The following is a 26943-nucleotide window of genomic DNA, read 5'->3' on the forward strand; positions in this document are numbered from 1 at the left end:
TAACGATAACCGATTGCGATTAATTAGACCTTGCTCCAGGTTGTTCCCTCTTTACTGTCCTTTAACTGAATCCCCAATTCCTGCAAGCCAATCCGGATTTTATCTGAAGTAGCGTAGTCTTTATTTGCTTTGGCTTCAGTCCTCAAGTTAATAACCATATCCAAAACGCCACTTAAATCATTGCTTCCTGCATCTTCATCTTTCAATGCAAGGATATCGAAAACAAAATCATAAACCAGCGTTTTAAGTTTTCCGAGCGCTTCCGCAGATATCTTCCCTTTTCCATCATACACGGTATTGATTATCCTTACCGCCTCAAAAAGTTCAGCAATTAATATCGGGCTGTTAAAATCATCGTTCATTGCATTGATGCAGTTTTCCTTCAATGCATCGATGTCGAAATCATTCTGTTCTGATGTAACGATTTTATCCAGCAGACCTACTGCCGACATCAGGCGACGGAAACCTTTTTCAGACGCATCGAGTGCATCATTAGAAAAATCCAGGGTACTTCTATAGTGTGCCTGCAACATAAAAAATTTCACAGTCATCGGGCTATAGCCTTTTTTAAGCAGAGGGTGATCGCCAGTAAATAATTCTAATGGCAAAAACCCATTTCCAGCCGATTTCGACATACGTGTACCGTTAACCGTGAGCATATTGGTATGCATCCAGTAACGTGCAGGCTGTTTATGGCTGCATGCTTCAGACTGTGCAATTTCGTTAGTATGGTGGGTGGCAGCAAGATCCATTCCTCCTCCGTGAATATCAAATTCATCGCCCAGGTATTTAGCGCTCATTGCCGAACATTCTATATGCCAGCCAGGAAAACCCATGCCCCATGGCGATTGCCATTGCATTAACGTTTCTGGCTTTGCTTTAATCCACAAAGCAAAATCCAGCCTGCCCATTTTTTCATCCTGCCCACCCAGTTCGCGGGTATTATTCAGCATGTCTTCCAGGTTTCGGTTGGTGAGTATGGTATAATTATATTCTTTACTGTATTTTTCTACATCAAAATATACGTTACCATCAATTTCATAACCATAACCATTTGCAATGATAATTTTGATCATTTCGATCTGCTCGATGATATGTCCTGTTGCCGTTGGCTCGATGCTTGGAGGCAAAGTGTTAAACATTCGCAATACATCATGAAATCCCAGTGTATACTTCTGCACGATCTCCATAGGCTCCAGCTGTTCCAGCTTTGCACGCTTCGCAAATTTATCATCTCCTTCATCCCTGTCTCCCTCAAGGTGGCCTGCGTCGGTAATATTGCGCACATAACGCACCTTAAAACCAGCGTACTTTAAGTATCTGAAAATTAAATCGAAAGAAACAAATGTGCGACAGTTACCTAAGTGCACATCACTATAAACTGTAGGACCACAAACATACATCCCTACATTAGGAGCATTTAACGGTTGAAATAATTCTTTTTTACGTGAAAGCGTATTATAAAGCTGTAAGCCAGTATTCATATTGCAAATGTAAGATTAAGTTAGAAACATGAAATGATTTAATGGAGGAATGTGTATGATCCCTGAGCTTATGATTTTTCGCTAACAATTAATGAGTGTGATTTAATATCAACCATATTATTACAACCTTCAAACATTTCAATATTACAACATTCCAATCCTATTCATTAACTTTGCATTATGATTGATTTACCGGTAGTACCTGCTGTAACTGAAGTTAAACGTAAACCAGATTGGCTACGTGTTAAATTGCCTGTTGGAAAAGAATATGCACAGGTTCGCAGTTTGGTTGATACGCATAAGCTTCACACCATCTGCGAGAGTGGCAACTGCCCGAATATGGGTGAGTGCTGGGGAGCAGGTACCGCAACCTTCATGATTTTAGGAAACATCTGTACGCGTAGCTGCTCATTTTGTGCTGTTGCAACGGGCCGTCCATTAGCTGTTGATGTTGATGAACCTAACCGCATAGCCAACTCTGTGAAATTAATGGGCGTTAAGCATTGCGTAATTACATCGGTAGATCGTGATGATCTAAAAGATGGCGGATCAATTATCTGGGCAGAAACATTACAGGCAATACGCAGAGAGAGCCCTGTTACCACCTTAGAAACATTAATTCCTGATTTTAAAGGTCAGTGGGATAATTTATACCGGGTTCTGGAAGAACGTCCTGAAGTAGTTTCACACAATATGGAAACTGTTAAACGCCTCACCAGACAGGTACGTATCCAGGCTAAATATGATAGAAGCTTAGAAGCTTTAAAAAGAATCTCTGAATTTGGTTTGAGAACCAAAACTGGTATTATGCTTGGGTTGGGTGAAACTAAAGAAGATATTTTCGAAGCCATGGACGATTTAGTAGCCAATGGTGTGCATATTCTTACGTTGGGACAATATTTACAACCCACCCGTAACCACCACCCGGTAGTCGACTGGATTCATCCAGACACTTTTGCCATGTACAAAGAAGCGGGTTTGGCAAAAGGTCTAAAGTATGTTGAAAGCGGACCGCTGGTGCGATCTTCATATCATGCTGAGAAACATTTGTTCCCAATCGAAGGAATTAAATAAGTCCTGATTAATAATTGTTTCCGAAATCGTATTCCCGGCAGGAATGGTTTTACAAAACATTTCTTTGCAATTTATGTTCTGATTTGTATCTTAGTAACCAATAGTGACTGCATTAAAGAAACCATCCCTAACCGAAGCTGAACTAGTTTTAGCACTGCAATCGAGAGACTCTGCGGTATTAAAAACACTGTACAGCATGTATTCGTCGGCCCTTTACGGGGTGATTACCCGCATTATTACCCATACCGAGCTTGCAGAAGATGTATTACAGGAAACATTTGTAAAGATCTGGCAGTCGGCCGAAAACTACGACAGTACTAAAGGACGTTTGTTTACGTGGATGATGAATATCGCCCGTAACCTTTCTATAGATAAGCTTCGCTCAAAAGATTTTAAGAATTCACTCAAAAACCAAGATATAGAAAATAACGTAAGTTTCGTTGATGAACAAAACAAGGTTACTTTTAATCCCGATGTACTGGGAGTTAAGCAACTTGTAGAGAATCTGAAACCAGACTTACAATCAGTTCTCAATTTAGTTTATTATAAAGGCTATACGCATGTAGAAGCCGCAGAAAAGTTAGATCTGCCCCTAGGTACGGTGAAAACCCGAATCCGACTGGCTATTATTGAATTGAGAAGGAGTTTTAATTGAGCGTGGAAAATTTAAAAGCATATATCGAATCTGGAGTACTTGAATTGTACGTTCTCGGTGATTTATCGCCGGAAGAAGCGTTGCAGGTAGAGGAAATGGCAGCGCAAAACCCTGAGGTTAAAGCTGAACTTTCTGCTATTGAGCTGGCCATGGAGGAGTATGCTATGCAAAACGCTGTAGAACCATCTGCAGCTGTTGAGGCAAAACTTTTTGAAAAACTAGGTTTTGAGGTTGAACAGGAAACTGTTTACCAATCTGATATCACTATAGCTGCTACAGAACCTAAAGTTGTTCGCCTGGATGGGAGTGACGGCAAATTACGAACATTACGTTTTGCATTGGTTGCCTGTATTGCTTTATTGGTTGTGAGTACGGCTGCATTGTTTATCACTTACAATAAACTTAACGATGCTCATGATCAAATAGCTTCTCTTAACTTAGATAAGCAGAAATTTGCCGGCGTAGTGAGACAACTTGAATTCGATAAGCAGGGCTTGGACAATATGGTTGCGATGAACGATAGTAAAGAATGGGCTACCATCCGCATGGCAGGCCAGGCCTTTAGTCCGAAATCGAAAATGAACGTTTACTGGAATAAAAATGATAAAAGTGTTCTGATTAATTATGTGGCAATGGATTTACCGAAGCCCGATGCAGAACATGAATATCAGCTGTGGGCGCTTGTAAATGGCAAACCAGTAAGTTTGGGTGTTTTTGGAAAAAGTGATTCAACAGGTACAGAGGCACTTCAAAAAATGCAAACCATACAAGAAGCGCAGGCATTTGCAGTAACCCTTGAACCGACGGGGGGAAGTGTGAATCCAACAATGGACAAATTAACCGTGATGGGTGGTGTTTAAACTAACCCTTATAAAAATATATCCCGGTAGTTAATCGCTACCGGGATTTTTTTTGCTTAAGATTTTTGTGCGTACTTCACTTCTTCGTAGGGCTGTACTAAAACCCAGCCCTCTCCAAAAAATTCAAGCTGGAATGACTCCCCGCTGCCCCGGCCGATAAATGAACCAAAAGTAAGGTTGGTTTTGATATTGGGAGATAGGTTTTCAGACCAGGCTACAGTTGCATTTGGATCTGTATATACTGGTTGATTAGCGCTTACCCTAAGTAATATAGGTTCACCATGGGTAGTAATGGCAATATAACCACTACCTGAAAGCTTCACCTGAAACAGGCCTCCACTTAGCATGCCGGCGATGCTTTTAAGCATTTTAATTTCATTTTTAATGTTGCCGTCAATTGCCAGCACATCATTTCCATTGACATAAACAGACTCATTCTGAAGCTTGATGATCTTTACTTTTTTGCCTTCATCGGCCAGATAAAGTTTTCCGGTACCTGATGCATGCATAAGTGATGTTCCTTCTCCCGAAATTGCCTTTTTAAGTAAGCCACCAAGGCCTTTACTAAGTAAGCCTTCTCGTTTAAAATCAATATTACCAATATAGGCAACCATCGATCCTGCTTTAGCCATGATTTTTTGATTTCTCAAATTTACCTCCAGCATGGCTGGTTTTTCCAGTTCGAAAAAATCGTTCTCATTTGGATTTTCTGCCGACTCGTGAATGAGCTCCGTTAGCGTGTACTCTTTTTTTGACTCCATAATTTAGATGGTATTTAGTTTTCCAGATATAATCCCGTCAATTCCCAGGCCAAAACTGATTTGACTTATCGCTTGCAGTTTCAATAACCTGGCAAAGTCCTAAAATGCAGTGAGAAACAGATTATAGCAGGTGTCTTATTGTACGGGAAACATTTTCGGCAAGCTTGGTAGCACTTATCACAAAATGTTCGGAAGCTAAAACATCACCACTTTTTCCATGTACATAGCAAGCTAATATTGCAGCTTCAACTGAGGTGTAGTTTTGCGCCACAAAAGCAGCAATAACTCCCGTTAGCACATCGCCCATACCGCCTTGTGCCATTGCAGGATTACCTGTCGGATTAATAAAGATGCTGCCATCCGGAGCACAAATGAAGGTGTACTGATTTTTAAGCACTATTACAATTTGCAATTCCTTTGCTTTGGCTTTGGCCGTTTGCACACGGCTCCACCATTCCTGATGAATACCGAAGAGCCTGTCGAATTCTTTCATGTGCGGCGTGAGGATGGAATGTTGAGGCAGCTGCTTAATCAATTCAGGATTTTCGCCTAATATATTTAATGCATCAGCATCAATAACCAAGGGTTGCCTGGCAGCAATCAGGCTCTCCAATAATTTAGCATTTTCAGAAGAAATCCCCAGGCCGCAACCGATAGCTATGGAATGGTATTTTGATGTATTTTCTATCCGCGTATACTCATCTCTGGGTAAAGCCATCACCTCGGGCAAAACGGAGTTTAATGTTACCAAACCACTGTTTGGTATGCAGGCAGTTGTTAATCCGGCCCCTGCATTTAAACATGCCATTGAGGACAATATCGCAGCGCCCATGGTGTTAGTAGATCCTGCGATGATCAATGCATGTCCATAAATCCCTTTATGACTAAAATTTTTTCGGGGTTTAAGGATCTTGCGAATGTCTTGATCTTCCAGCAAATGAATATCGCTATCCTGTGATTCAATAAAAGCTTCATTCAGCCCTATGTTCACTACCTCGTAACGTTCTGTTGCTGCAGCCGACTCCGGGAAAAAGAAATTGATCTTAGGACGCTGGAAACAAATGGTTTTAAACGCTTCGATACCATTGTAGATTTCGAATATAATTCCCTCCGACGGAAAGCCTGTTGGGACATCCACGGCATAAATACGGGCAGGAAAAGCATTCATAATTTCAATCAATGCAGCATACTCACCTGTCAATGGCTTATTTAAGCCTGAACCGAGAATGGCATCAATAACTGTATCAGCCATAACGCCATTTGCATCAGTAGCATGACTAATTGTTATGATATCACAACCTGTTTGTTCCAGTTGCTTTAAATTTTCGCTAAAGTCATCACTTTGTTTATCACCAAAATTTACAACATATGCTTTTACATTACAGTATCCGCAGTTGATGAGTACACGCGCAATACCTAAACCATCTCCCCCATTATTACCCTTTCCGCAAAAAACAGCTATCTGTTCGTTCAGATCAATTACCTCCTTTATAAAATTATCAACAAAGGCCTGAACGGCCCGTTCCATTAAACTAATAGAGGAAATGGGTTCGTTAGCGATGGTAAAAGCATCAGCAAGGCGCATTTGTGATGAAGTTAACAGTGTTTGCATATCGGTGGATAGATTATATCTTATAATGCAGAAATATCGATATTTGTTTGATAACAGGAATGAAATGGGATCAACTGGTTCAGCTCAGCAATTAAACTGTAACATTTTGGCCTTTAACGTCGAATGCATCGCGCAAACCGATTGCCAGAACATTAAATGCATACACCGTTAGCATGATTGCGAGCCCGGGCAGGATGGCCAGGTAAGCAGCATCCATGATGATATACCCATAGTGCTCTTTAATCATACTTCCCCAGCTTGGCGTAGGTGGCTGGGCACCGAATCCTAAAAAGCTTAGCCCTGTTTCCAATAATATTGCTGATGCAAAATTGGACGAAGCCACAACCAGAATAGGGCCTGCAATATTTGGAAGGATATGTTTAACAATGATTCTGCTTGTACTGAAACCCAATGCACGGGCTGCCTCAATAAACTCGACTTCCTTTAAAGCCATTACCTGTCCTCTGACTAAACGGGCTACATCAACCCAGGTAGATAATCCAACAGCAATAAAAATTTGCCAAAAACCCTTCCCTAAAGCGAAAGAGATGGCAATAACAAGGAGAAGGGATGGCAGGGACCAGATTACATTCATCACCCAGCTAATCATCGCATCAACCCTACCGCCAAAGTAGCCTGCAACAGCGCCTAATCCAACACCGATAAACAAGGATATCAATACTGCCATTATTCCCACAGAAAGCGAAACACGTATACTTAAAATGAGTCTGCTTAGTAAGTCCCTTCCGTAGATATCGGTTCCCAGAAGGTAGGTTTGACTGTAGATATTATGTTTCTCGAACAATGGTTTAACACGTTCAATAGTATTCGGGAGGACACAGTCAGGGCAAAGGTCAGCCAGATTATATTTAGTTTCTTTCGCTTTTTCTTCCTCTCCGATATATTCCGTTACAAAGACATCCCGGCCAGCAATACGGTAGGCGGTGATTGGAATACTTTTAAAATCCGGAGTTTGGCCGTTAAGCATTTTTTGAAACCAATTAACACGGGCAATATGCGTGTAGCGTTCAACAATCAGAAACATGAATTTTGCACCGGGTTTTTGCTTGGCGATCTGCACTTTTTGAATGTTTGCATCCGGAGAACTGTCCGGCATAATCAAATAACCCAGAATGCCCATCAGCACCAGTAGTAAAATGAAGATTAAGCCCACCAATGCGAGTTTGTTACGCTTAAACTTTAACCATACTTTTTTTGAGGGGCTATTATCCATTATCTCACCATTCTGCCTTTCCAGTTGTATTTCCCGCTATTTCCTGCAACTCCAATGTAAACGATATAAATGATATGCAACACATTCAAAACAGGAATAAGTATCAATAAACGCTGTCTTTTTGCAAAGCCTGTTACATCCCATAAAAATAGTGTTTCCAAAATCATTTTAACTAACAACTGATAAAATGTAACGACTAAAAGGATGGGAAAAAAGAATCCTGCAATAAAATTTGCCAGAATACTCAGGTTGAATAACCAAACGAACACACCTAAAACTATGATTGCCTTGTTTTTATATCTGGTACTCTTAGACGCCCACCTTTTTCGCTGCTGAATGAAGGATCTTAAATTTTCCTTCGCATGGGTATATACAATTGCTTCACGGTTTTTAAGGAAGCCGATCTGATTAGGATATTTTGCAGCGATTTTATGAAGCAGTAATTCATCGTCGCCAGAGGCCAGGTCGTCAATACCCTGAAATCCGCCAACCTCGTAGAACGTCTTTTTCTCGTAGGCTAAATTTGCACCATTACAGGTAGATGGCTGCCTGTTACCAATAGTTGATGCGCCCAGGCCGATGAGGTAAAGGAACTCGAGAGACTGCAACCTTTCAAAAAAGCTTTTCTCTTCAAAGTACGCCACGGGTGATGAAATCATTTTATAACCTTTATCCTCATAAAAACTCACGATACCTGAAAGCCAATGATTGCCCATAACACAGTCTGCATCCGTTGTAATGATTAAATCTCCGCTACATGAACCAATAGCGGTTTGAATGGCTTTCTTTTTATACGAATTTAAAGCGCGGTCTTCGTTTAATTTAATGAGCGTGATTCCCTGATCAGCGTAGGATGTTATAATCTGAGCAGTCCGATCCGTAGAATGATCATCAATGAAAATAATTTCAGTTAGCGCTTTTGGATAATCCTGACTGATGAGTGCCTCAATCGTTCTCTTGATATTTAGCTCCTCATCCCTTGCCGCAACAATTACCGAAACCTTTGTGTGAGGAATGCGGACAGTGGTTTTCATGAAGCTTAACTTATACCAACCTCTGATAAAGGTAAACACAAGAAAACCATAAATAAAGGTCAATGCAGCAGAAAAGAGACTAATTAGTTTTAAGATTTCCAAAAAAATTCAGTTTAAAGACAAAATATGAGCCTAAGATAGCAGGAATAATAATATTTATGAGCCAAATACTCGCAGTACATGCAATTACAGCCACATGCTGATCGGTGATGTGTTTAAAAAGTTCGACAGCAGTGACGCTTCTGATGCCAACATCGAAAAGATCGAGCGAAGGAAGTGCAGACTGCACCAAAAATAACAGACAGGTCATCATGATAATATCACCATAGTTTAAGCCCGGAATTAACCATACAAAAAGGATGAAGTACTGAGAGCTGAAAACAAGGTATCTTGCCAAGCAGAATAAAATGATTTTAAACAATTCTCCTTTTCGGTAACGACCTAAAATACTATAAAATTTTTTATACTTCCGGGTAAACTTAAAGGATAACAACAGGCCGTTTAACCAGCGGATGTTAAAATAGAATACCAGAAAGAAGAGGCTAAATACAACAGCAAAGAAAACCACTGTGATAAAGAAAACCCTATCCATAGGTACAAACCTATAAACGAAAAAACATGCAGCTATGGCACCAAATACATTAGTAAGCACCAACTGGCCGATACTACCTACACTCATTGCTACAATGCCAACGACTCTTCTCTTGGGCGATAAAAAGAAAACACGCCCTCCGTATTCACCTAAACGATTAGGCGTAAAAATAGCCATTGTTAACCCACAGAATACAGATTCAACTGCCCTGTAGAACCTAATACGTTCAATGTTATACATCAGGTGCTTCCATTTACCTGCTTCTAAAAACCAGTTTAAAAACATGAGCACTACAACCAGCCCTATAACGCCAGCGATTTCGGGTTTTGGGATATCTTTAAGCAGGCTTCGGAAATTTTCCAGATTCTTGTTGGCAATCAGTTTATGGTATATGAACCAAAAAGCGAAAACCACAATTGCAACTTTGATGAGTATGGATAATATTTTTTTCTGCTTGCCTGTCAAGATTATCTGTTTAGTTTGCAAATATGCTTAATATTGCTGTAATGTTGAACGAAAAAAAGGAACGCATCATTTTAGGTATTGATCCTGGAACTGCGGTGATGGGATATGGTATCATTTTAGAAAAGGGTAATAAAACCGAATTACTGAGTATGGGGGTTGTTAAAATGACTCACCTTGATGATCCTTTTCTTAAACTTCAACGTATTTTCGAAAAAACGGTTGTGCTTATTGATCAGTATAAGCCAGATGTTTTAGCCATCGAGGCGCCGTTTTATGGCAAAAATATTCAGGTATTATTAAAACTTGGAAGGGCTCAGGGCACGGCTATAGCAGCAGCCTTATCAAGGAATATTTCGGTTACGGAATACTCACCCCGAAAAATTAAACAATCCATTACCGGAAACGGAAATGCCACCAAAGAACAGGTAGCCGCTATGTTACAACGTTTACTGAATTTTAAGGAAACACCTGAGTTTCTGGATGCCACAGATGGCCTTGCAGTAGCGGTGTGCCACTCCTTTCAAAAAGTCACCACCAGTGGCAAATCCAAGACCTATTCGGGCTGGGAATCATTTGTTAGTGACAATAAGGTGAAGGTTAAAGGCCTTGCGGTTAAGACTAAAAAATAGACGGTATACCTGGATGAAAGGCAAGAAGCAATCTGTTATCTGATTTGATTACTTCTTACCGGTCTATAGACTTATAAAGCTCAACTAAGATTGATTTTGATTAGCCCAATTCCGGGCAACTAAATCTCTTGCTTTCTTATCTTTTTTAACAAAATATCTGATGATGAAAAAAAAGGCTAAACCAACTATGATCAACATCCATAAATTCGCAATCCCCAGAATAATCTCTTTGAATATAGTCCATCCGTTTGTAATACTTAGCCATAACCGGTTTGCAAACCCGGGCTTATAATCATACACATTATCGTTGGCAACAGTCATGGTTTTGATGGTATTATCCTGATAAAAGTTTAATGTGATGGTGCTGTATTTTACGCGACTGTCTATAAGCAGATTCTGGATTTTCTTGTCGACATAATCATCTTTGATCAGTAGCGAGGTTTCTACATTCGGACTTTTCTTAGTGGAGAGTTTATTGATTCTTCGAACAGCATCTTCCCTGTTATCGGCTTTTAGTTTGTTAGCGAGATACATTAGACTCTGGTCATCTAATTTCATTGACTGACGATCTACAAACAGGGCCATCTTAGCAATGGTGTTGGTAAAGTCGTCCAGGCGCTCTGCAGGAACTCTTGCCACGAGGTAGCCTTCGGTTCTATAGGCAGTAATTTCTTTTAGCGAATCAGCCGATAATTTCACCTTTTGCGTTTCCTGAATAATGCTTTCGGTCGAAAACTCTGCTATGGTTCCACCCTCTGCCTTGATGCGCTGGCTAAGTTTCTCTTTGGTCTGCTGCACATCTTTAACCCGAAAACGGATGTCGGCGGTTTTCACAATTTTCTCTGTGGCGATCGTATCTGCCATTTCAGCTATTCTGATTTCTTCAGCCGATGCAACAGATTTGTCCCCTTTTTCATTCTGGCAACCGAGTAGTCCCGCGGTTAAGGCCAGTGCTATGATAATCCTTTTCATGATGCAATGATATTATGCTTGTGAGCGTTTAGTACTGAAATATTTAAATCCAAAAAAACCAATAATGGCAATCAGAATCAATATCCATGAGCGTGCGATAAGGAGTAAAAACTCCTGAAACATTTGCCAGCCTGAATTCAATCCTGTGCTTAACTGTTTAAAAAAGCCTGGCCTGTGATCAACCAGATTATCATTTGCCACAATTACTTTCCTGACACCTTTATCCTGATAAAAACTTAGCGTTACAGTGCTTAACTTGCTCTTTTGGTTGAGATCCAGATTATCCATCTTCATGTCGACAATCCCGTCTTTCATCGCAATCAACTCCTGACCTGATCTTGCTTCTCTCGAAGCCAGTATTTTTGCAGCCTTTAGTGCTTCCTCCCGATTCTTTGTTTTTAAACTGTTGCGCAGATATGCTATACTCTGATCGCTTGCCTGCATCCTGGCACTATCAACCTGTTCGGCGCCTGCAGCAATTAAATCACTAAAAATATTCAGGTAAGCTGGAGGTACACGTGCAATAATCAACCCCTCTGCTTTGAAAACGGTTGTCTCCTGAAGGGAATCGGCACTGTAGGCAACACGTTCCTGATCTAAAGTAGTGGTTTGAATACTTGATTCTACAATGCTGCCTTCAAGGTCGGCAACAATTTTACTGATCTCCAGTTTAGTTTGTACAGCATCCTTTACTTTAAATCGCATATCAGCAGTTTTGATGACTTTACTTACTAACTCGGATTGAGGTGTTGTTTGCCCGGTATTGACCGATACCGTATCGGCTGATTCTGATTTTTTCTCGCTATTGCAGCCGAACAATACGGCGCATAAAGCCATAGTAATGATAATCCTTTTCATGATTCAATGATTTAAAATGTATGATCAATTTAAAATATTGCTTCAAATGGCCATGAGAAGTGAGCATTCTGGTTAGTGTATCCTGCCCTATTTTCCCTTTATACAAAAAAGTGATTTAGGTAACCCGCTAAACAGAAATCTCTGTATTGGGATGCACATCCGATTGAGTTTCCACAAACTGAAAATAAAAAAGCCGATCATGATGGTTCATAATCGGCTTCATATTTAGAGAGAAATTTTATTTATGCATCTAAAATTTTGAAAACACCTTTAATTGCGATAATTGCGCCAATGAATAAAATTATCCATGAAACTAAAGAAAGTTGCCAAGAATCGTGAGCGAAACGCAGATAAGTTCCAACAATGCAAACCAGTACACCAAAAATTATCATCCTATAAATTCCTGGCTGATTAGCCGTTTGCATACTCTCTGTATTGTGCTTTAATTCGTTGTTTTCCATAATGTTTATTTTTATGATGCAGCAAAAGTAATACTTATTGCTGAATATTTATACATCGTTAGTAACTTTTTAATCGTTCTAAACGCTGTTTTCCCTTGTCCTTATCCGAAAGGTTTTCTCCCTGATATAAAGGCTTTTCCCAGTCGCCGTACATTGGGTTTGGCAATACAATATATTTTACGCCAAAAATGTTTTGATTGGCATTTACCTGTTCATTTGTATTCTTCTTTTCCCGATAAAAGATATTGGAAAAATCACTTAAATTATCCCCACATAACATTAAAATATCATGGGTTTCGGCTATCTTTTGTCTACGTGGTTCTTTATCTGATGTTCCCTTTGAAACCAATAAATGTGCATCATCAGCATAAGGGAAGCCAAAAGCTTGCAGGTTTTTCAGGGTCGCTGCATGGTCTTTCTCATCACGGTTACTAAGGTAAAAAGTTTCGATATTCTTCGAAGCCGCAAACTTTAAGAATGCCAGTGCGCCGGGAACGGTATCTGCCTTTGCCAGATTGGTCCATGCTGTCCAGTCTGCAGGGTTGTAGCTTAAACCTTTTCTGATTTCATGGCCCTGAAAGGGAGAATTATCTAAAACAGTTTCATCTATATCCACAATAACACAATTCGGTTTTTTACTGGTATCAGCCCATAGCGATTCCTTTAACGATAACCGGGCAAAGTTATAGGCCTGAAAACAAAGTGCCCTGTACTCACCACTTGTTTGCTGCCAAAGTACGGCATTGGTGTAATCACGTGCCGGAGCCTGTGCCTTAGCTAAAAAAGAACTGAGCGCAAAAATGATGAAGATATATTTTTTCATTTGAATTTATTTGACACAAAGATAAGGCTACCGCTGCTCAATCAGGTCGCTTTGAATGAATATCACCATTAATTTACGATCCTGAGTTTGGCAACCATATTGTCGAAATTCCAAATCATTTAGCTTATGAAACTGAACAACTACAAGAAAGCCCATTTCAATTAAGAAATGGGCTTTAATTTTTTAAGAAACTCAGGACTTCCGACTTAAGATTCCAGATTATTTTATCCATTCAATGCAGCTGCACCACTTACAATCTCAGTTAACTCAGTTGTTATGGCTGCCTGACGAGCCTGGTTATATGAAAGCTTTAACGACTTCAACAATTCACCGGCATTCTCAGTTGCTTTATCCATTGATGTCATCCGTGCACCATGTTCTGAGGCATGAGAATCAAGAACTGCTTTGTACAACTGAATTTTTATTGACTTAGGAATCAACTGTTCCACAATTTCTTCCTTAGACGGCTCCAGGATATAATCTACATTGGAAGCTTTAACTTCAACTTGTGCAGACTCTTCCGCTTTCGGTAAAGGTAATAACTGTTCAGTAGTGATAAACTGAACGGCAGCATTTCTAAAGCGATTGTAAACAACCTCCACACGATCAAAATCACCATGAAGAAAACCAGCCATCATCACATCAGTAATCTTGGTTACATTCTCAAAAGTTAAAGCAGAGTACACTTCGTTATTGTTTCCGATAACATTGTATTTGCGTTTCTCGTAAAAATCCTGCGTTTTTTTACCAATAGAAATAATGCTCACATTACCGTTTTTCAACTGTTCACTATATTTCTCGGCAATTAAATTATTGGCCGCTTTAATTACGTTCATGTTAAAAGCACCAGCCAAACCACGGTTTGATGATACGGTTACAATTAAAACCTTATTAGGTTCACGCTCCTGAATAAAAGGCGATGAAGAACCTTCTAAACTTGCCGATAGATTGCCTAAAATCTCTTTCAGTTTAGTTGCATAAGGGCGTAAAGCGATAATTGCATTGGTAGCACGTTTCAACTTAGCAGCCGAAACCATTTTCATAGCTTTGGTAATCTGTTGGGTTGATTGTACTGATGCAATCCGGTTTCTTACTTCTTTTAAATTAGCCATTCTTTAAGTATCGAGTATTTAGTATCAAGTATCCAGGCAAGGTTTACACCCAATCTTTATACTTGATACTTTATACTTTAATCTATTTAGTATTTACTTGAAATCTCTTTTGCTACTGTATCTAAAACACCTGTAATAGTGTCATCAAATTTACCAGCTTTTAGTGCTGCTAAAGTTTCGGGATGACGCATTTCCAGTTGAGTTAAGAATTCAGTTTCAAATTCTTTTACTTTCGCAACCGGAACATTACGCATTAGGTTTTTAGTACCCGCGTAAACAATTGCCACTTGTTTCTCAACAGAGAATGGTGAGAATTGTGCTTGTTTCAACATTTCCACGTTACGTGCACCTTTATCGAGAACCGATTTCGTTGCAGCATCTAAATCAGAACCGAATTTAGAGAAAGCCTCTAACTCACGGTATTGTGCCTGATCTAACTTTAAAGTACCTGCTACTTTTTTCATCGATTTAATCTGAGCATTACCTCCTACACGTGATACCGAGATACCTACGTTAATAGCCGGACGGATACCTGAGTTGAACAAGTTCGATTCTAAGAAAATCTGGCCATCAGTAATTGAAATTACGTTAGTTGGAATATATGCAGATACGTCACCAGCTTGCGTTTCAATAATCGGTAAAGCCGTTAATGAACCGCCACCTTTAACGATATGTTTGATAGACTCAGGCAAATCGTTCATTGCTTTTGCGATATCATCGTTGGCATTGATTTTTGCAGCTCTCTCTAACAAACGGCTGTGCAGGTAGAAAACGTCACCTGGATAAGCCTCACGGCCCGGTGGACGACGAAGTAATAACGATACCTCACGGTAAGCCACAGCTTGTTTAGATAAATCATCATAAACAATTAAAGCTGGTCTACCTGTATCACGGAAAAACTCACCAATTGCAGCACCAGCAAATGGCGCATAAAACTGCATTGGAGCAGGATCAGCAGCAGAAGCTGCAACAACAACTGTATATGGTAAAGCACCGTTCTCTTCCAGTGTACGCACAATGTTCGCCACAGTAGAGTTTTTCTGACCGATAGCTACATAAATACAGAACACAGGCTGACCTGCTTCATAAAATTCTTTCTGATTGATAATGGTATCGATACAAACAGCAGTTTTACCAATCTGACGATCGCCAATAACCAACTCACGCTGACCACGACCAATTGGAATCATCGCATCGATTGCTTTGATACCTGTTTGTAAAGGCTCATTTACCGGCTGACGATAAATTACACCTGGTGCTTTACGCTCTAATGGCATTTCGTAAGTTTCACCTAAGATTGGACCTTTACCATCTAAAGGCTCTCCTAGTGTGTTAACCACGCGGCCTAGCATACCTTCACCAACTTTAATAGAGGCAATTTTTTTGGTACGTTTGATTGTATCACCTTCTTTGATTTCGTCTGATGCACCCAAAAGTACCACACCCACGTTATCTTCTTCAAGGTTTAATACAATACCTTGTAATCCGCTTGCAAATTCAACCAACTCACCCGATTGAACTTTAGTTAAACCGTAAACACGGGCAATACCGTCGCCCACTTGCAACACGGTACCAACTTCTTCCAGTTCGGTTTCTGATTTGAAGCCCGCCAATTGCTGTCTGATAATTGCCGATACTTCGTCTGGTCTTACCTCTACCATAATTTTATGTTATTTTGATATCTTTTTGTAAATGTTTTCTATGTTAAGCGTTTGGCGTAAAGCGGATGTAACGCAAAACGCTTATCGCCCTGCGCAAAACTTAGTGCGCAAATTCCTTTTTTAACTTGTTCAAGCCGCTGGCAATACTTGCATCAAACTGCTTGTCACCTACTTTTAAAATAAACCCGCCAATTAGCTTTTCATCAATTTTTTCATTAACAATCACTTCGTTGGCACCCAGTTCTTTCTTTACAATTGAAATAATCTGGGCTTTAGCTTCAGCGCCCAGCGCAGTAGCCGAAGTTACATCTGCAGTAACAATGCCTTTAATTTCATTGTATTGCCTGATGAATTGTTTAGCAGTAGCAAACAAGATTGCCGAACGACCTTTATTTACAACTGTTTTAAAAAATGTAAGGGTTAGCTTACCCACTTTATCCGTAAAAATACCATTCAAAATGCCAATCTTTTTATCCAAAGGCACAATCGGATTTTTCAATATCGCTTCTAGTTCAGGTGTTTCATCAACAACCTTCTCAAACAAAACCATATCACTATACGATTCAGCTAAACCGTTATTTTCAACAGCTAGGTCGATTAATGATTTGGCATACCTGCCTGCAACTTTAATTTCTGACATATTCTTAGGTGTGAGATGTGAGATGTGAGATGAAAGATTTGAGCAGTAAACCCAGATCTAATATCTAATGTCTCAAATCTATATTCTCAAACTAGTTTAATTCAACGTCTTTTAACAAGTTCGCAACCAAAGCTTCTTGTTTTGATTTATCATCTAACTGCGTACGTAAAACACGCTCAGCAATTTCTAATGATAAAGTAGAAACCTGATCTTTAACTTCAGCTAATGCTACTTTCTTCTGGTTCTCGATTTCTATTTTGGCTTTTTCGATCAATTTCGAACCTTCAACCTGTGCCTGTTTCTTAGCTTCGTTCAGAATGCTGTCTTTTAAAGTTTTTGCCTGCTTTAAAATCTCATCACGCTCAGCACGGGCTTGTTGCATTAAGTCTTGATTCTGACTGGTTAAACGAGCCATTTCCTGTTTAGCCAATTCTGCCTTGTTTAAAGCATCATCAATACTTTGCTCACGCTCATGGATCGATTTCATAATTGGTTTCCATGCAAACTTTGCCAATAAAAACAACAACAATAAAAAAGCGATGCTATTCCAAACCAATAAGCCTACTTCAGGAACTAATAAATCCATTTTATATATCTAATATTATTATTACAACAAATAATTTAAACAAGAACCTAAACGGCAATCCCGGATAGGTTCTTGTATTGAGGTTTTCTTTGATTATTTTGCGATCAAAGAAACTACTACTGCGAATAAAGCAACCGCCTCGATAAAGGCTGCAGCGATAAGCATAGCAGTTTGAATTTTTGAAGCGGCCTCTGGTTGACGAGCAATTGATTCCATTGCAGATCCACCAATTTTACCGATACCTAATCCAGCGCCTATTGCAGCTAAGCCTGCGCCGATTGCAGCTAATGTTCCAGTCATTTTCTGATTTATTTATATTTATTTAACAATAATGTTCAACTATTAATGGTGGTCTTCAACCGCCATGCCTATAAACAAGGCCGAAAGCGTAGTAAAAATAAAAGCCTGGATAAATGCTACCAAAAACTCAATTAAGCCGATAAACACAGCGAAGAAAATTGATGCAGGAGCAATCCAAAGTGAATTAAAAATAAAGATCAGGCACAATAACGACATTACTAAAATGTGACCAGCTGTAATGTTTGCAAATAACCTGATGGCTAAAGCGATTGGCTTGGTTAATGTTCCGATTAACTCCAGAGGAGCTAAAAATATTTTCATCGGAACAGGAACTCCAGGCATCCAGAAGATGTGTTTCCAATAATGTTTATTGCCTTTAAATGTAGTGATGAGATAAGTACAAACGGCCAACACAGAGGTTAAAGCAATATTACCTGTTACGTTCGCACCACCCGGAAAGAATGGCACCAAACCCAATACATTATTCATCCAGATGAAGAAAAACACCGATAACAGGTATGGCATGAAAGCACTGTACTTATGACCTAAATTTGGTCTCGCAATATCATCACGAACGAATAAAATAATTGGCTCTAAAAACGATTGTAAGCCTTTTGGTGATTTACCGTTTCTTTTGCTGTAAGATGATGCAATTGAAGTAAACATCACCACCAGAACCACTACCGATAACAACATACTAAAAACGTTCTTAGTAATTGAGAAATCTAAAGGACGAACATTAGTTACTACTTCAGCACCATCTTTTTCTACATGCGAAACAAATGCACCATGCTCGTTTGGCGTTGCATTGGCATAGTAAATTTTATTGTGCGCCATCACAAAACGCTGTCCGTTTTTCTCTACCACTTCCTTACCGTCATCATTGAATTTGAAAGCGGAAGAACTAAAGGTTACCAAACCGTTATCAGTCCATAAAATAATTGGCAAATGCAAAGTAAAACCATGCTCACCATGACCGAAAAGTGTAAAGAAATGACTGTCGCTAATGTGGTGGAAAATAAAAGAAGTAATATCAAAACCTTTCTCCTTTTCAGTGTTTCCTTCTTCATGATTAGCTATAGCGCCAGCCTCATGAGTAGCAGCTACTGCAGTATCTACAGGCAATGATGAAACAGTGTCAACTTGAGCGAAAGTATCATTCTTGATAGATAAAAACGCTATTAAAAGCGTAAAAGCAACAATTACCTTCTTAACTTTCGACATAAAAACTTGGTTAAAATCCATTTATTGGCAGTTTTTTACTTTAAATTTTGGTGGCGCAAGTTACGCAACAAACAGTACATTTCAAAGACGGTAAACAATAAATAAACAGAAAAAAAATTTAGTATAAAAAGAAGCCCATCTCCCTTAGCTTTTATACTGTAAATCAACACAAAAGCCATACAAAAAATCATCTTCACTCCAATCGATCCCATTATTGCCATTACACCAGCCTGGGGGTTACGTTTCAGCCCTATATTAACCAGCACATAAGCCAAATAGGTGATTACTGCCATGAAACCAAAAATCAACCAGAAATCTGAAACAAATAAAAAAGTATTCGGGAATAATGCAGGTAACGTAGCTACAAAAGCTACCGAGATACCAATCAAAATTAAATACAGGCTTGTAAATTTGGCTAGATTCAACTAAATAATTTCTTTATTAAAACTTTTGCAAAGATAACTTTTAATCTGATTTTAATTCCCAAATGCTGCAAATTTTTGATAATTAAAATGCTGACCTCCAATGGAAAGGTAGCAGAAAAACTTTATAGAGGTTATTTTTGTCTGGTTACCTGCCTGATCACTTGGTACAAGGCAATGCCAACACCAAGCAGCGCAAAAGCCGCAGTAATCAGTTTTGTCTCGCTATTTCTTCTCTCATCAATTTTATATCCGATAAAAGTCAATAAGCCAATAGTGGCCACCATTTGAAAGCCTATGGCTGAATATTTTGCAGCCGCATTTACTTTATTCTTTGTATCTTCTTCTTTAGGATTTTCCATTTATTAATGCAATAATTAAATTAACTTTGAATAATTAAAATTTGATGCCTGATAAAATATTTTTATCAGAATTTTGTTTATTGAATATCCACTAACGCGATTATCATACTTGAAAAACATCAACAAAGCTTTCACTCCATTCATTTTATGCGTAGGCCTATTGTTTATTTTTGGCTGTGTGGCAAATAAAGATACAGGCTTCGACCGTAGATTTCAAAACCTGACGGCAAGATATAATTATATATACAACGCTAATGTGCTCCTTTCAGAATATAATGAGGGGCTATTGCAAAGCTACACAGATAATTATGAAAAGTTTTTACCTGTGTATCTCGATCCCGAACCACTGGTAAATCTGGTGTTAACATCAGGTGCACCAAACAAACAATTAGACGAAGTCATTTCCAAAGGCCAGTATATCATTAATGAGAAAAGTTTCAGCAATTATATCGACGACGCCTATATGCTGCTTGGTAAAGCGAACTATTTGAAAGGAAACTATTTCATTGCTTCAGAATACTTTGATTATACAGCAAGAACGTACAAAACCAATCTGAAAACGTTCATCATGGCCATGAACTGGAAGGCTCGTAGTCAGATGGAGCTGAACAACATGGTTTTTGCTGAGAAAATTATTGATACCATGTTGCGTGCATCTGATGAGCTGAAAAAAGACCTTGCAGAGCCCCTTGCAACAGCTGCCCAGATGCGCATTTATCAGAAACGATATAAAGAAGCGATGCTGTTATTGCAAAGTGCGATCAGATTAGCTGATGAAAAACAATTGCGTATTCGCTGGCAATATATACTGGCACAACTTCAGGAAAACGATAACGACCTGCAAAACGCATTCATCAATTATACCAAAGTTGAAAACAGTAATGCGCCTTTTGAAATGTACTTTCATGCTAACTTACAACGAATCAAGCTAAGGGCATTGATTAGCGGTTATAAAGTTAATGAGGAAAAGGCACTTCTGGCATTGTTAAAAGATGATAAAAACTTCGATTATACTGATCAGATTTACTACCAGGTAGGTGAGCTGTTTGCAAAAGAAAACAATTTCGTTAAAGCTCAGGAAAATTATAAGAAGTCTGTAGAGAAAAGCGCTAGAAACCAAAATCAGAAAGCACTCTCCTATTTAAGAATCGCTGATTTGAATTTCAGGGAGTTTAAGAATTATGTAAAAGCAAAATTATATTACGACAGTGCCGTAGCCATTCTTCCGAAAAACTTCCAGGACTACGACAACATTGTAAAGAAGGCTGAAAACCTGCAGTACTTAACCGATCGATTTACAATTATCGCAAAAGAGGATACGGCTCAGTTTATTGCCAGACTACCTGAAGGTGAACGTACTGCTCGTGTAAAAGCATACCTTACGCCTAAAGTTGAAGTAACAGACATAACCGGTACAGGCAGCCAATCCATCAACAACCCTTCTTTTCCAAATCAAGCACTCAATCCATCAACACCATCAGCAGGGAGTACTTTCTATTTCAATAACAATGCAGCGATAAGCTCTGGCTTCGCTGATTTTAAGAAACGTTGGGGAAACAGACAGCTGGAAGATAACTGGCGCCAAAGTCAGCGGTCGTCTGCCCAGGAAAACAATCAGGTAATGTCTGGAGGTAAAGTTGCCAATACTATTATTCCGGCAAATGGTACTGATGCGCAAAGTACAGATGGACAAACATCTCTAGAAAAGCAATATCTGGACGGATTGCCGGTTACACCAGCACTACTTGCTGCTTCGGATCAGAAAATTATTGATGCTTACTTCGAAATCGCCAGTTTTTACCAACAGGAGTTAAATGACAAAGAAGAAGCCAATAAAACCTATCAGGAATTATTAAGAAGATACCCCAATAATAATCACCTTGTTGCCATCTTTTATAGTTTGTACCTGAATTACCAGGGGGTAGACCAAAACAAATCTAATGAATACCGCCAGATGGTATTAACCAGATTTCCTGAATCAAGCTTTGCAAAAACCATTCTGGATCCCTCTTACTCCGCTAAACAAAGCCAGATGGAAAACATGGCTATCAATAATTACAACCTTACTTTTGACGCATACGCGAAGAAAGACTATCCAAGTGTAATTAAGCAGGCAGGTGAAAATATCTCAGCATTTCCTGATAATGATTTTGCACCACAGTACGCCTACCTAAAAGCGATTGCCATAGGGCGAACTTCAAAAGTAGACGCACTGTTAACCGAGTTTAATCACATCACTTCAACCTACCCGAATGATATGGTCATTACGCCGCTTGTTCGTGATCACCTGAAATATATTGAGGCAAACATGGAAGAGTTTAAACAACGCCCGGTAGCGCTGGTTGATTTTGATTCAAATGAGCCACGTTTTGTTAATCAGGCACCAGCTATTGCTCCGGCAAAACCTCTTATTGCTGAAAACAAATTGGCAGAAGCGGAGAAAGCTGCTGAACCGGTTACCAAACCCGTAGAGAGAATTGCCGAAGTCAAACCTCTCGATCCTGTAAAGCCTGCAAGCGTTTTCAGTGCTGCAAAATCTGATGAGTATTATTACGTTATTGATGTTGCGGATGCAACATTGACATTAAGTTCATCCCGTTTTGGCATTGGCCAGTTTAACCGGGGAAACTATCCTGACAATGATTTGGCGCATAAATTGATAGAGCTGGACAACGATCAGCTGATTTACGTGACCAGTTTCATCGACCTTGATGATGCCAGACTTTATGAATCGAGCATTACAGGCCAGTTGAAAAACATTATGAAAGTGCCGGCAAACCTTTATAAAGGCTTCATCATCAGCAAGGAGAATTTTGAAAAGTTAAATTCAAGAGCTCGTATTAACGAGTACTTAGATTTTCTAAAAGACAATTTTAAATAAGATAGTAAACGCCTTCAGCCGTTTCCTTTCTTAAAAATTGATAAATTTGCCCCTCAATCTGTTTTTATTGAGGCATATTTTTTAACAACAACACACAAAATGAACAAAGCCCTTTCTGCACAGGAAATAAAAAGATATAGTTTAGTGATCTGGAAAGTATTAATCGGTGGGATAGGCATCTTTGCAATTTTCATCTCTATGATAGGCTTCGGATTGTTTGGAGCTTTGCCCTCATTCAGGGATATCGAACACCCAAAAAGCAACCAGGCATCAGAAATTATTGCTGAAGACGGGCGTACCCTCGGAACTTATTTCGTTCAAAACCGTTCGAATGTTACTTACAAAGAAATCTCACCAAACGTAATTAACGGTTTAATTGCCACGGAAGACACGCGTTTTAAAGAACACTCGGGAATCGACTTTAAACGTACTTTCACCATCATTGGATATAATTTAATTGGAAAAAAACAAGGTGCCAGTACCATCACACAACAACTGGCCAAAAATTTGTTTCCACGAGAATCTAACCTGAACTTTTTCTCACTGGTACTAACCAAATTCAAAGAATGGATTGTGGCAGTTAAGCTGGAGCGAAACTACACGAAGGAAGAAATCATCACCATGTATCTAAATACCGTTGATTTCGGTAATCAGGCCTATGGGATTAAATCTGCCGCGCGGGTATACTTTAATACTAGCCCGGATAAACTTACATTAACGCAGGCGGCAACTTTGGTAGGGATGCAAAAGGGAATTACCATGTACTCGCCCACCCGTCACCCTGAGCGCTCCAGAAACCGCAGAAATACCGTTATGGCTATGATGGTGAAATCAGAGCTATTAACCCAGCAGGAGTTCGATGAGCAAAAAGAAAAACCGCTCGATCTGCATTTCAATGCAGCTACTGTAAATGATGGAATTGCACCATACTTTCGTTCGGTACTGAAAAACGATATTAAAGCCATTTTTCAGGATCAGGGAATTAATAAGCCTGATGGAACACCGTACGACCTGGACCGTGACGGACTGAAAATCTATACTACCCTGAATTATGATATGCAGCTTTATGCTGAAGAAGCGCAAAAAGAGTATATGAAAATTTTACAGGCGCAATTTATCAGTAGCTGGAAAGGCAGAAACCCTTATAAAGACAAAACTTTACAGATCGAACAAGGTATTAAACGTTCTGACCGCTATAAATCCTTGAAACTGGAAGGCAAATCGGATGATGAGATTACTGAAGATTTCAATACCAAAACCGACATGACCATTTTCACCTGGAAGGGAAATATTGATACGGTAATGAAACCAATCGACTCTGTTCGTTATTATAAAATGCTGTTGCGTAATGCCATGATGTCTATGGATCCAACCAATGGCCATGTAAAGGCATGGGTAGGTGGAATTAACTATGAACATTTTAAATACGATCAGGTAAAAATGGGAACCAGACAAGTAGGCTCTACTGCTAAACCATTTACCTATACCGTCGCTATAGAAAATGGTTACTCACCCTGCTATTCAGTAAACAATACGCCTGTTACCATCGAAGGTTTCGGCGACCCATGGACACCCCGGAATTCTGGCAAACCACTTCCAGGTAATATTACCTTGCAAAAAGCACTTGCCTATTCTCAAAACTTTGTAACCGCCTATTTGATGAAACAGGTGGGGCCGGTAGCGGTATCAAACTTGGCTACAAAAATGGGTATTCCCAATGTACCACCATACCCATCTATATGCCTGGGAACTTTTGATTCATCCATTTACAATATGGTGGGCGCGTATGGTGCTTTCGCCAATAAGGGTGTATATACCAAACCTATTTATTTATTACGGGTTGAAGATAAAAATGGTGTGGTGCTCTTCTCTCAAAAAGAAATCCCTAAACCGGTAATGAGTGAGGAAGTTGCTTACGTAATGACCCGCATGCTTAAAGGTGTGGTGACTGGTGGAACCGGCTACCGGCTTATCGGAAAATACAAGGTAAATGCTCCTATCGGAGGCAAAACCGGTACCACGCAAAATAACTCGGATGGATGGTTCATGGCCATTACCCCGCAACTGGTAACAGGAATCTGGACAGGATGTGAAGATCGTGCATTTCACTTCATCAGCACCAACCAGGGTGAAGGTGCAAACACTGCTTTGCCTATTTTTGCAGGGTTTATCAAGCGCGTTTATGCCAACCCTGCCCTGAAAATCAGCCATGCTGATTTCGAAGCTCCAAAATCAGGCGTTAACATTACCTATGACTGTAACCAGTACCAGCAACAGGAAGAAGGTACTAACGAACTGGATGAGAAACTGGGCTTTTAACCCTAACCACCGATATAGCTAAGGAAAGGTAAAAACTTTCAAACAAAATTAAATCTCTTTCTTTATCGTTAGAGATTTCTTTTTTATAAACATATTTTTGTATCAATGAGCATTTTCGACCACAAAACCGCATTAACCGCCATCCCCCATAAACCTGGTGTATATCAATACTGGGATGCTGATGGTAAATTAATGTATATCGGAAAAGCAAAAGATCTGCGCAATCGGGTAGGTTCATATTTTAATACCGATAAACAACAGTTCAACGGAAAAACAAGGGTATTGGTTTCACGGATAAGGAAAATCACCTTTACCATCGTAGATACTGAAATTGACGCCTGGCTGCTGGAAAATAGTTTGATTAAAAAACATCAGCCCAAATTTAACATCAATTTAAAAGACGATAAAACTTACCCATGGATTATCGTTAAGAACGAAAATTTCCCCAGAATCTACTGGACAAGAAAGGTGATTAAAGACGGTTCGACCTATTTCGGTCCTTACGGCTCAATAGGAATGATGCATACCATCCTAGATCTGATTAAAGAAACCTATCCCCTGCGTACCTGTTCACTCCCCTTAACAGATAAGAACATTGAGGAGGGCAAGTTCAAGGTATGTTTAGAATACCAGATTGGCAACTGTAAAGGTCCATGCCAGGCCTACCAAAGTGAAACAGACTACGATCAGAACATTAGCGAGATAAAAGAAATCCTAAACGGTAAAATCGGAAATGTAATCCGCGAAGTAAAAAACGTGATTAAAAAAGCATCTGAAGAGCTTAATTTTGAAATGGCACATCAGTATGCCCGGCGCCTGGAAGTGCTTGAAAAATATCAGAGCAAATCCACTGTTGTAAACAGTGCAATTACCAACGTCGACGTGGTGAGTATAGCTTCTGATGAAAGGTATGCTTTTGTGAACTATTTGAAAGTGATGAACGGCACAATCATCCAGACACAAACCATTGAAATTAAAAAGCAACTTGACGAGAGCGACGATGAGCTTTTAATCACCGCTATGCTAGAGTTCCGGACTAAGTTCAACAGCACTTCCAGGGAAATCATTGTACCCTTCGAACTTTCACTGGAAGATGAACGCCTGAAATTTACGGTACCTAAACTGGGTGAGAAAAAGAAACTACTGGAGCTCTCTCAAAAAAATGTATTGTTTTTCAAGAAAGAAAAACTGAATCAGTACGAGAAACTAAATCCTGATCTGAGAACGGACCGCATACTGACAACCATGCAGAAGGATTTACGTTTGACCCAATTGCCTAAACACATCGAATGCTTTGATAACTCCAACTTTCAGGGAAAGTACCCGGTATCAGCAATAGTGGTATTTAAAGATGCCAAACCTTCAAAAAAGGACTATCGGCATTTCAACGTCAAAACTGTGGAAGGGCCGAATGATTTCGCGACAATGGAGGAGGCAGTTTTCAGACGCTACAAAAGAATGCTGGATGAAGAACAGACCCTACCGCAACTTATCATTATTGATGGTGGTAAAGGACAGCTATCATCCGCCTTAAAAAGCCTGAAGATTTTAGGCATTGATAAAAAGGTAACGGTTATTGGTATTGCCAAGCGCCTGGAGGAACTATTCTATCCTGGCGATTCATTTCCTTTATACCTGGATAAAAAATCAGAGACTTTAAAAGTAATTCAGCAACTAAGGGATGAGGCCCACCGTTTCGGCATCACATTTCACCGTAAAAAACGCGATCAGGGGACTTTGAAGACCGAGCTTGAACAAATTGAAGGCATTGGTAAAACAACCGCTGATAAACTTCTAAAACACTTTAAATCGGTTAAGAAAATTCGCGAAGCTACAGAAAAAGAACTGACAGAAGTTCTCAATAAAAAACAGACGGTAACTTTATTAGAATACTTTAAGGAAAATGAATAAGTGTTTTACCG

25 protein-coding genes are annotated in these 26943 nt (G+C 39.5%); 7 read left to right on the forward strand and 18 right to left on the reverse strand.

Annotated features, from left to right (window positions below):
* Positions 1–23 precede the first annotated feature (23 nt).
* A complete protein-coding gene (gene cysS / locus AC570I_RS05475) occupies positions 24–1484 on the reverse strand; it encodes a cysteine--tRNA ligase (protein ID WP_497404698.1) in 1461 nt (486 codons plus the stop codon).
* A 180-nt stretch (positions 1485–1664) separates the two neighbouring features.
* Here cysS and lipA point away from each other — a divergent pair, with 180 nt between their 5' ends.
* The 3 genes from lipA (at position 1665) to AC570I_RS05490 (ending at position 4073) form a co-directional block, all read left to right on the forward strand.
* Positions 1665–2558 carry a lipoyl synthase gene (gene lipA / locus AC570I_RS05480; RefSeq protein WP_047800250.1) on the forward strand — a complete coding sequence of 298 codons (894 nt, stop codon included), beginning with the start codon at positions 1665–1667 and terminating at the stop codon, positions 2556–2558.
* A 103-nt stretch (positions 2559–2661) separates the two neighbouring features.
* Positions 2662–3213 (forward strand): RNA polymerase sigma factor, encoded by a 552-nt coding sequence (locus AC570I_RS05485; protein WP_047800249.1) that lies wholly within the window; start codon positions 2662–2664, stop codon positions 3211–3213.
* Positions 3214–3215: 2 nt separating this feature from the next.
* On the forward strand, positions 3216–4073 hold the full coding sequence (locus AC570I_RS05490) for an anti-sigma factor (protein ID WP_497404699.1): 858 nt from the start codon (positions 3216–3218) through the stop codon (positions 4071–4073).
* 56 nt (positions 4074–4129) lie between these two features.
* Here AC570I_RS05490 and AC570I_RS05495 read toward each other — a convergent pair whose 3' ends face one another.
* The 5 genes from AC570I_RS05495 to AC570I_RS05515 form a co-directional block, all read right to left on the reverse strand.
* Positions 4130–4834, reverse strand: a complete 705-nt coding sequence (locus AC570I_RS05495; protein ID WP_497404700.1) for an AIM24 family protein — start codon at positions 4832–4834, stop codon at positions 4130–4132.
* Between the two features lie 121 nt (positions 4835–4955).
* Positions 4956–6446, reverse strand: coding sequence for an NAD(P)H-hydrate dehydratase (locus AC570I_RS05500; RefSeq protein ID WP_497404701.1), 1491 nt, complete (start codon positions 6444–6446; stop codon positions 4956–4958).
* A 91-nt stretch (positions 6447–6537) separates the two neighbouring features.
* Positions 6538–7680, reverse strand: coding sequence for an ABC transporter permease (locus tag AC570I_RS05505; RefSeq protein ID WP_497404702.1), 1143 nt, complete (start codon positions 7678–7680; stop codon positions 6538–6540).
* Positions 7680–8816 (reverse strand): glycosyltransferase family 2 protein, encoded by a 1137-nt coding sequence (locus AC570I_RS05510; RefSeq protein WP_497404703.1) that lies wholly within the window; start codon positions 8814–8816, stop codon positions 7680–7682. The genes AC570I_RS05505 and AC570I_RS05510 overlap by 1 nt, the downstream gene beginning before the upstream one ends.
* Entirely contained in the window at positions 8794–9771 is a 978-nt protein-coding gene (locus tag AC570I_RS05515) for a hypothetical protein (RefSeq protein ID WP_497404704.1), read from the reverse strand. Before AC570I_RS05515 ends, AC570I_RS05510 begins: the two co-directional genes overlap by 23 nt.
* A 41-nt stretch (positions 9772–9812) precedes the next feature.
* Between AC570I_RS05515 and ruvC the strand changes: the two genes are divergently transcribed.
* Positions 9813–10400 carry a crossover junction endodeoxyribonuclease RuvC gene (ruvC, locus tag AC570I_RS05520; protein WP_316798626.1) on the forward strand — a complete coding sequence of 196 codons (588 nt, stop codon included), beginning with the start codon at positions 9813–9815 and terminating at the stop codon, positions 10398–10400.
* 84 nt (positions 10401–10484) lie between these two features.
* Here the strand turns inward: ruvC and AC570I_RS05525 are convergent, their stop codons facing one another.
* The 12 genes from AC570I_RS05525 to AC570I_RS05580 all read right to left on the reverse strand — a co-directional run bounded on the left by AC570I_RS05525 (position 10485) and on the right by AC570I_RS05580 (position 19821).
* A complete protein-coding gene (locus AC570I_RS05525; RefSeq protein ID WP_497404705.1) occupies positions 10485–11372 on the reverse strand; it encodes a DUF4349 domain-containing protein in 888 nt (295 codons plus the stop codon).
* 12 nt (positions 11373–11384) lie between these two features.
* Positions 11385–12230, reverse strand: a complete 846-nt coding sequence (locus AC570I_RS05530) for a DUF4349 domain-containing protein (RefSeq protein ID WP_497404706.1) — start codon at positions 12228–12230, stop codon at positions 11385–11387.
* Between the two features lie 242 nt (positions 12231–12472).
* Positions 12473–12691 carry a hypothetical protein gene (locus AC570I_RS05535; protein ID WP_316798629.1) on the reverse strand — a complete coding sequence of 73 codons (219 nt, stop codon included), beginning with the start codon at positions 12689–12691 and terminating at the stop codon, positions 12473–12475.
* Between the two features lie 58 nt (positions 12692–12749).
* Positions 12750–13514 carry a 5'-nucleotidase, lipoprotein e(P4) family gene (locus AC570I_RS05540; RefSeq protein WP_497404707.1) on the reverse strand — a complete coding sequence of 255 codons (765 nt, stop codon included), beginning with the start codon at positions 13512–13514 and terminating at the stop codon, positions 12750–12752.
* A 224-nt stretch (positions 13515–13738) separates the two neighbouring features.
* Positions 13739–14626: an ATP synthase F1 subunit gamma gene (gene atpG, locus AC570I_RS05545; RefSeq protein WP_497404708.1), complete on the reverse strand. Its 888-nt coding sequence runs from the start codon at positions 14624–14626 to the stop codon at positions 13739–13741.
* Between the two features lie 86 nt (positions 14627–14712).
* Entirely contained in the window at positions 14713–16287 is a 1575-nt protein-coding gene (gene atpA, locus AC570I_RS05550) for a F0F1 ATP synthase subunit alpha (RefSeq protein WP_047800239.1), read from the reverse strand.
* 100 nt (positions 16288–16387) lie between these two features.
* A complete protein-coding gene (gene atpH / locus AC570I_RS05555) occupies positions 16388–16927 on the reverse strand; it encodes an ATP synthase F1 subunit delta (protein ID WP_497404709.1) in 540 nt (179 codons plus the stop codon).
* A 91-nt stretch (positions 16928–17018) separates the two neighbouring features.
* The gene (locus AC570I_RS05560) at positions 17019–17513 is read right to left on the reverse strand and encodes a F0F1 ATP synthase subunit B (RefSeq protein WP_047800237.1); all 495 of its coding nucleotides are present in this window, start codon (positions 17511–17513) and stop codon (positions 17019–17021) included.
* A 93-nt stretch (positions 17514–17606) separates the two neighbouring features.
* Positions 17607–17813 (reverse strand): ATP synthase F0 subunit C, encoded by a 207-nt coding sequence (gene atpE / locus AC570I_RS05565; protein ID WP_010601523.1) that lies wholly within the window; start codon positions 17811–17813, stop codon positions 17607–17609.
* A 42-nt stretch (positions 17814–17855) separates the two neighbouring features.
* Positions 17856–19037, reverse strand: coding sequence for a F0F1 ATP synthase subunit A (atpB, locus tag AC570I_RS05570; RefSeq protein ID WP_497404710.1), 1182 nt, complete (start codon positions 19035–19037; stop codon positions 17856–17858).
* A 35-nt stretch (positions 19038–19072) separates the two neighbouring features.
* Complete coding sequence (locus AC570I_RS05575; protein ID WP_497404711.1) at positions 19073–19462, reverse strand: hypothetical protein; 390 nt, start codon at positions 19460–19462, stop codon at positions 19073–19075.
* Between the two features lie 131 nt (positions 19463–19593).
* Positions 19594–19821, reverse strand: a complete 228-nt coding sequence (locus AC570I_RS05580) for an AtpZ/AtpI family protein (RefSeq protein WP_047800234.1) — start codon at positions 19819–19821, stop codon at positions 19594–19596.
* A gap of 160 nt (positions 19822–19981) precedes the next feature.
* Between AC570I_RS05580 and porW the strand changes: the two genes are divergently transcribed.
* The 3 genes from porW to uvrC all read left to right on the forward strand — a co-directional run bounded on the left by porW (position 19982) and on the right by uvrC (position 26932).
* A complete protein-coding gene (porW, locus tag AC570I_RS05585) occupies positions 19982–22702 on the forward strand; it encodes a type IX secretion system periplasmic lipoprotein PorW/SprE (protein ID WP_497405240.1) in 2721 nt (906 codons plus the stop codon).
* 99 nt (positions 22703–22801) lie between these two features.
* The gene (locus AC570I_RS05590; RefSeq protein WP_497404712.1) at positions 22802–25021 is read left to right on the forward strand and encodes a transglycosylase domain-containing protein; all 2220 of its coding nucleotides are present in this window, start codon (positions 22802–22804) and stop codon (positions 25019–25021) included.
* A gap of 105 nt (positions 25022–25126) precedes the next feature.
* Positions 25127–26932 (forward strand): excinuclease ABC subunit UvrC, encoded by a 1806-nt coding sequence (uvrC, locus tag AC570I_RS05595; protein ID WP_497404713.1) that lies wholly within the window; start codon positions 25127–25129, stop codon positions 26930–26932.
* The last annotated feature ends 11 nt before the right edge of the window (positions 26933–26943 follow it).

The organism is Pedobacter sp. A2324, assembly GCF_059693705.1.